The sequence below is a fragment of the Desulfoferrobacter suflitae genome (assembly GCF_022603395.1).
In the GTDB taxonomy this organism is placed as follows: Bacteria; Desulfobacterota; Syntrophobacteria; order Syntrophobacterales; family Syntrophobacteraceae; genus Desulfoferrobacter; species Desulfoferrobacter suflitae.
The window spans coordinates 43,505-49,831 of sequence record NZ_JAIBKA010000018.1; the positions used below are offsets into that span (position 1 = coordinate 43,505).

9 protein-coding genes are annotated in these 6,327 nt (G+C 51.6%); 5 read left to right on the forward strand and 4 right to left on the reverse strand.

Going from position 1 to position 6,327, the window contains the following annotated elements; all coding sequences use genetic code 11:
• Positions 1-98 precede the first annotated feature (98 nt).
• On the reverse strand, positions 99-437 hold the full coding sequence (locus K1V27_RS21420) for a YnfA family protein (protein ID WP_258932296.1): 339 nt from the start codon (positions 435-437) through the stop codon (positions 99-101).
• Positions 438-544: 107 nt separating this feature from the next.
• A complete protein-coding gene (locus tag K1V27_RS21425) occupies positions 545-2,248 on the reverse strand; it encodes an IS1634 family transposase (RefSeq protein ID WP_258932297.1) in 1,704 nt (567 codons plus the stop codon).
• A 394-nt stretch (positions 2,249-2,642) separates the two neighbouring features.
• On the opposite strand from K1V27_RS21425, the gene K1V27_RS21430 reads away from it, so the two are divergent.
• The 5 genes from K1V27_RS21430 (at position 2,643) to K1V27_RS21450 (ending at position 5,523) form a co-directional block, all read left to right on the forward strand.
• The gene (locus K1V27_RS21430; RefSeq protein ID WP_258932298.1) at positions 2,643-3,095 is read left to right on the forward strand and encodes an arsenate reductase ArsC; all 453 of its coding nucleotides are present in this window, start codon (positions 2,643-2,645) and stop codon (positions 3,093-3,095) included.
• Between the two features lie 120 nt (positions 3,096-3,215).
• The gene (locus tag K1V27_RS21435; protein WP_258932299.1) at positions 3,216-4,583 is read left to right on the forward strand and encodes an FAD-dependent oxidoreductase; all 1,368 of its coding nucleotides are present in this window, start codon (positions 3,216-3,218) and stop codon (positions 4,581-4,583) included.
• Positions 4,584-4,743: 160 nt separating this feature from the next.
• Positions 4,744-4,881 (forward strand): hypothetical protein, encoded by a 138-nt coding sequence (locus K1V27_RS21440; protein ID WP_258932300.1) that lies wholly within the window; start codon positions 4,744-4,746, stop codon positions 4,879-4,881.
• A 69-nt stretch (positions 4,882-4,950) separates the two neighbouring features.
• On the forward strand, positions 4,951-5,337 hold the full coding sequence (locus K1V27_RS21445; protein ID WP_258932301.1) for a hypothetical protein: 387 nt from the start codon (positions 4,951-4,953) through the stop codon (positions 5,335-5,337).
• 15 nt (positions 5,338-5,352) lie between these two features.
• Positions 5,353-5,523 carry a hypothetical protein gene (locus K1V27_RS21450; protein ID WP_258932302.1) on the forward strand — a complete coding sequence of 57 codons (171 nt, stop codon included), beginning with the start codon at positions 5,353-5,355 and terminating at the stop codon, positions 5,521-5,523.
• Here K1V27_RS21450 and K1V27_RS21455 read toward each other — a convergent pair.
• Together K1V27_RS21455 and K1V27_RS21460 are read right to left on the reverse strand one after the other, a co-directional pair.
• Positions 5,503-5,793 (reverse strand): HigA family addiction module antitoxin, encoded by a 291-nt coding sequence (locus K1V27_RS21455; protein ID WP_258932303.1) that lies wholly within the window; start codon positions 5,791-5,793, stop codon positions 5,503-5,505. The two genes, K1V27_RS21450 and K1V27_RS21455, sit on opposite strands and share 21 nt — an antisense overlap.
• Positions 5,794-5,807: 14 nt before the next feature.
• A complete protein-coding gene (locus K1V27_RS21460; RefSeq protein WP_258932304.1) occupies positions 5,808-6,116 on the reverse strand; it encodes a type II toxin-antitoxin system RelE/ParE family toxin in 309 nt (102 codons plus the stop codon).
• Positions 6,117-6,327 lie beyond the last annotated feature (211 nt).

Sequence of the window (6,327 nt, forward strand, 5' to 3'; positions counted from 1 at the left end):
AAAAGAATCAGTGGCTTGGCCGGGCAGCCAGGGGCAACCAAAAGTTCAACCATCATATTTCCCATATCCTCTGCTCTCATATTCTTCCGATATCCTGGTCAGCCACGCGGCCAATACATGATAACAGCCACACCCACCAGGGCAATCAGGCCCCCGATGAGGTCGAAGCGGTCGGGAGCGATACCGTCCACTTTCCAGCCCCACAGGATCGAAAGTACGATGAATACCCCGCCGTAAGCGGCATACACACGTCCAAAATGAGCGGGCTGCAACGTCGGCACGATTCCGTAAAAAACCAGCACAACTGAACCCGCCAAGCCGTAGGAGAGAGGCTTTCCTTCCCGCAGCCAGAGCCACACCAAATAACCTCCGCCGATCTCGCAGAGCCCGGCCAAGACGAAGAAAAAGATTGATTTAATTGCTGCGACGGTTTCCACACAACCTCCCATCGTTATTATTATAGCTTACATTCCGCAGTTGAGCGGGTGATGAACGGGGTAATTATGAATTGAGGCAGCCCATGTTTTTGAATGGAGTGTCATCGTTATCCTGTCGATATATGAGAGCGAGCAGGTTGAGTGAAAATGGTACTGGTCACCCCCAGTGCCAGAAGGTACTTTTCTTGGACCTGTGAAAGGGGGCCGTTGAGAGTTCTTTTGCGTCGAATCTTTATGATGCGAATGTTGTCGAACTTTGTTGTCATCATGAAGGTGGTTGGGCGTTCTGTGGGTTTGTTGTCCCATCCGGGGATCGTTGCTTGTTGTTTTTCTAGATGAGTGCGCATGTTGAGCTCTATAAGGCGCCAGAGCAGGAGGGAGATCACGAGGATGAGCCCCAGGGCTTCGATACGCTCGGGTTTTTTGAGGAAGACGGAGTTGATGACCACGGGATCTTTGAGGAAACTGAAGTTGTGCTCGATGCCGTTCTGATCCTTGTAGGCTTGTAGGATCCTTTTACCGTCGTAAGGGATGTCGCTATTGGGTGGCCCCTCGAGCGGGACATTGGTAACCAGTACAAAACATCCAGCCTGTTCGCGTATCGTGTTGAGGGCCTCAGGCTTTTGCCCAAGGGTAGCAGTGATGGCATAGCGCATCTTTTTCACGGTTCGTGTGCCATCGGCTTTGGGCCTTCCTCTGGCATAGAGAGGCTTCTCTTCCATGGCGAGCTGGATGTCGTGAAAACGAAGGCTTTCCTTTTGAAGTCTGAGCATTGCTGCCTGAGTGTCCGCCATGCAGAAATAGAGGGTCTTTTCGATCTGTGCGAGTTTTCTTGACCATGAGGCGTACTCTGCCTTGACCTCACGATCCAGTCGTTTTTGTCTGCGCCGGTCGTGAGCGCTGGAATGTACAACGATGGCTCGGTAAGTTTGCCCGTAGAGGGTTACGGTGGTCTCGAAACCGCGGTACTGGACGCCGGGACGGTTTCGGGTAGGCTCGGTTGCGGCAAGAATGCCGTAGTCCTGCCATGACTGGCTTTCAACGGCGTGCTCGATCAAGTGTTGATGTTCTCCGAAGGTGGCCGGTAGACGAGAGATAAAACGGGTCTCCTCTCCCATCAGGCGCAGGTTTTCTTCAGTAACGAGAGCGCTGTCGGCAATGTAGATGGAACCAGCCGGATCAATACCTACGTCAGCCAGTTTCTTGGAGATTTCGGTGAGCAAACCATTGTTGAGCTTCTTGTCTGAAGCGTTGCCGTCTTCGAGCTTGGAGAAAATGGGAACGTTACCGCCCGTGCAAAGCAGTGAAACCACAAACTGGTTAAGATCCGGCCGATGATCCTTGCTGTAACCCTTGGTGATCTTGATGGTGCTGGGCGTGTCCGGAGCCTGGCTGTTGTACTGCCCGAAGACGTTCACACTGGTGGTGTCGTAGTGAATGTGGCGCGTGGGCACATCGAAGGAGCGCAAGGCATTCATCGCAATCGGTGAAAAGAGACGGGATGTGTTGGCCTTGTACAGTTGATCCAGACCTCGGCCGAAATTGTCGTCCGTGAGCTTTTCAATATCAATGGAGCGGCCCAGAAGCAGCTCGATATCCTTGTTCCTGTAGAAGCTGTCAATGCGGTAAAGCGGGTGTCGGCCCGAAACGGCATCGAGCACCATGGCCAGAACCAGGGTTCCCGGATCGATGTCCATTCTGGTTGGTACCAGGCGGTTGATCGTGTTCACAAGATCGATCCGATCGGCATAGGCTTTGATAATAGGAAGGTGGTAAACGTCATAGACTTCGATCTCCTGGGACTCGATCATCCTGTCTCCTTTGCGGTTGAACAGTCGAATTCGGACTTCCAATCGCATTCATACAGGAGTGTGCTCTTAATGTCCAGGGTCTATGCAAAACAAATTAGCCTAATTGAATGGGCGGTAACTGCGGAATGTAAGTTATAGGCTCGAGTCACATAGAATTGAAGATTAGAGCATTAGACTTTTATGCTGCTTCTTAGCCCGGATATTGAATGGTATGGACACCATTTAACCTGTGAAAAACCAGAACCACAAATTAGTGGGGTAAAAGAGATGTCACACAAAAGACGCCAACTTGTAACATGTAAAGACCTATGTGAGCTAACAATATACCCATTTATTATATGTTAAGAAAACTTCAACCGCGAAGGATTCGCCTTTGTCCAAAGGAGTTTTTACCGTGAGAAAAAAGAGAATTCTTTTCATATGTCGGCACAACAACGGCCGCAGTCAAATAGCGGAAGCCTATTTAAAAAAATTTGCGGGAGAAGAGCTGGAGGTGGAAAGTGGCGGATTTGAGCCCGCCGAAAAGGTCAATCCCCTCGTAGTCGAGGTGATGAAAGAGGAGGGTATCGACCTCAGTGACAAAAAACCGCAAAAGGTCTTTCAGCTTTTCAAGGAGAGCAATCTTTACGATCATGTCATAACCGTCTGCGAGGAATCTGAGGGAGAATGTCCGGTCTTTCCCGGTATTACCAAACGGTGGTCCTGTCCTTTTCCGGATCCGGCTGCGGTTGAGGGCGCACCGGAAGAAAGGATTGCCAAAGTGCGCGAAATTCGGGACATGATCAAAAATTGGCTGCTATATCCGGCCGAAGGCACTTTTTCCTTCAAAGCGCTAATTGAAAAATAGAACCTTACTTTCTTAATATACTCGTAACATTCGAGTCACTAACTCGTGTGAGTGAATTAGCCTGGGAAACAATCCACGAGTGTTCCGCCATTATGTCTCGTGTGTCAAAAGGAGAACCCTGTGCCGAATCTCCTCATTATTGGCGGCAGCGATGCTGGTATTAGTGCTGCCTTGCGGGCAAGAGAGCTCGACCCCACCATCGAAATAACCGTCGCCGTTGCAGATCGTTACCCCAATTTTAGCATTTGTGGTCTGCCCTTTTACCTCAGCGGTGAAGTCAGTAACTGGCGTACTCTCGCCCATCGATCAATCAAAGAAATCGAGAGGGCGGGCATTCACCTCCTTCTTGACCACTCAGCGACTTCCATTGATGTTGAGAGAAAGGAGGTAAGGTCCACAAGCCGCGAGGATGGGGTTCACAGACTGGCCTATGACCGACTGATAATTGGAACTGGAGCCGAGCCCATTCGACCGCAAATCGATGGGATCGATCAGCAGGGTGTCTTTTTGCTGCGTTGGATGGACGACGCCTTTGCTTTACATGAATTTATGGCAGCCAAACAGCCACAGTCGGCAGTTGTCGTTGGAGGCGGCTACATCGGCATGGAGATGGCCGATGCATTGACATATCGTGGACTGAAGGTAACGGTTGTGGAATATGCTGCATCGGTGTTGTCCAACTTTGACCGCGAATTCGGCGAGAGAACTCGACGGGAGCTTGAATCCCACGGTGTGACAGTTGCAACCGGGGTTGCGGTTGGAGAGATCGAGCGGCGAGGCCATCGGCTTGTGGTTCTGGGGTCGAATGATTTTTCGGTTGAAGCGGATCTTGTTCTAGTGGCTGTCGGCGCCCGACCCCGGAGCGAGTTGGCTCGTTCCGCCGGTATTGAAACAGGGATTAACGGAGCTATCAAGGTGGATCGATTCATGCGAACTAATACAAACGATATCTTTGCCGCCGGAGACTGCGTGGAAACCTGGCATCGAGTAATGGACCGGTATGCCTATTTGCCGTTGGGCACCACGGCTCACAAGCAGGGCCGGATAGCAGGAGAAAATGCAGCGGGTGGCCGCCGAAAATTTCAAGGCTCACTCGGGACTCAAGCGGTAAAAATCTTCGACCTCGTGTTTGCCCGAACGGGGCTACGCGACTCGGAAGCAGCTACCGCAGGTTTTCATCCCCTTACTGTTGAGTGCGGGGTTTTGGACCATAAAGCCTATTATCCCGGTGCAAAGAAACTGCACATTCGGATCACCGGTGATTGCAGAAGCCATCGTCTTCTCGGAGCTCAGATTGTGGGACACAAGCAATCGGAGGTCTCCAAGCGGATCGATATTTTCGCATCAGCACTTTACAACGGGATGCGCGTAGAGGATCTCAACGATCTGGACCTGAGCTACACACCCCCACTCAGCAGTCCCTGGGACCCGATTCAAACGAGTGCGCAAACGTGGAGTCAAGCAGTTCGCAAACCGCATAAAAGCTGATGGCATGACGTGCACACACTTCGGACACTGCAAGGTTTCGGAATCCGCGAGCTTACAGCTCGCTCGAACACCCGAATCGAACCACATGCTCCGCGCTTTATCTGAAATGGGGGACGCTGGTTCTAAAACAACTTGTTTTTTGCTTCCCGGGAAACCAAGAATGGATGCGCTGGGCACTCTCCACCATATCATGGGCAGAGGGATCGAGCGGACAAAGATATTTCGTAAGCAGATAGACCGGGAAGATTTTCTCGCCCGGTGGGCGGATCTTTGTCTGCAGGAGAATCTGGCTGTCTAGGGTTGGGCTCTCATGTCCAACCACTTTCATATCCTGGCCAGAACCGGAAACCTACCGCTTTTAACGAGTATGCGACGACTTCTTAACGGTTATGTGGTCAACTTTAACAAACGACACCGACGTGCCGGCCATCTATTCCAGAACCGTTACAAGTCAATTGTGTGTGAGGACGATCCATACCTGCTGGAGTTGACCCGATATATTCACTTGAACCCGACGCGGGCCGGCATGGTTGAAGGGATGTCAGGGCTGAACAAATATCTCTGGTCGGGTCATTCCGCGTTGATGGGAAAAGTGCTCAGAGAATGGCAGGATCAGAAGACGATTCTGGACTATTTCGGATCGGAGCTCGCGAAGGCGAGAAAAGGCTATGAGAGTTTTGTAGAAGAAGGAGTCGCACTGGGCAGACGTCCCGAACTGGTTGGCGGCGGTCTCGTCCGTAGTCTTGGAGACTAGTTCCAGGTGGTGTCAATGCGGCGCAAAGGTGCAACTATCAGTTCCGATGCCAGGATAGTGGGCGGCAGCGACTTTGTTGACCGTATATTGTCGGAAGTGAAGGAACAGGAAAAGGAGACGTTGCGGTTCGCTTCCGGAAAGTGGGATTTACTCGTTCACGGCGGATCAGGTGACCTTGGGGGCTAGACGTTCAACGGCAATGCTGGACGCCCGCTTGCGTACCTGCGCAAGATCGTAATTCATCTGCATCCGAAGCCACGTGTCAGCTGTGCCGCCAAAAGCCTTTTCAAAGCGGACCGCCATTTCGGGCGTTACGCTGCTACGCTCGGCAATGACGTTGTGAAGCTGCTGGCGGGAAATACCGATTCCCTTGGCGGCTTCGGCAACGCTCAAGCCGAGGTCTTCAAGGCACGCCTTGACGAGCTGGCCAGGATGCGCAGGGTTTTTCATATCCATGGTTCTGCCTCCCTTCAATGGTAGTCGATGAAATCCACGTCGAAGGCGTTTTCATCTTCAAATCTGAAAACGATCCGCCAATTCGCGCGAACGGTCACCGAGAAAAGGCCTTTCATGTCCCCTTTGAGATGATGCAGGCGAAAGGTTGGTACGTCCATGCCTTCAATAATCTGCGCCGCGTGAAGGGTCGAAAGAATGAGCCTGATCCGTTCCAACATGTCCGGCGGCAACTTGCTGCCGTCGTCATCCTCGAAGAACCGCCTCAATCCTTTATGTCGAAAGGTCTTTATCAGGGGTGTTAATTGTAAAGTGTAAAATGACATTTTACAAGACCTTTTAAGAAGGAACTCGGAAAGCACACCAAGAACAGTGGTACAAGCAAGAAAGTTAATAAGCCAGATCGCGGTGCGCAGGTTCGGGTATGCAGGTGCGGAGGTTGCCCGCTATCTCAATATTTCAACCTTTGCAGTTAACCGTGTGCTTTCGGCAAGCCTGCGCAGGCGATTTTTTTTCATAGGGAGCGGCGCAGCGATG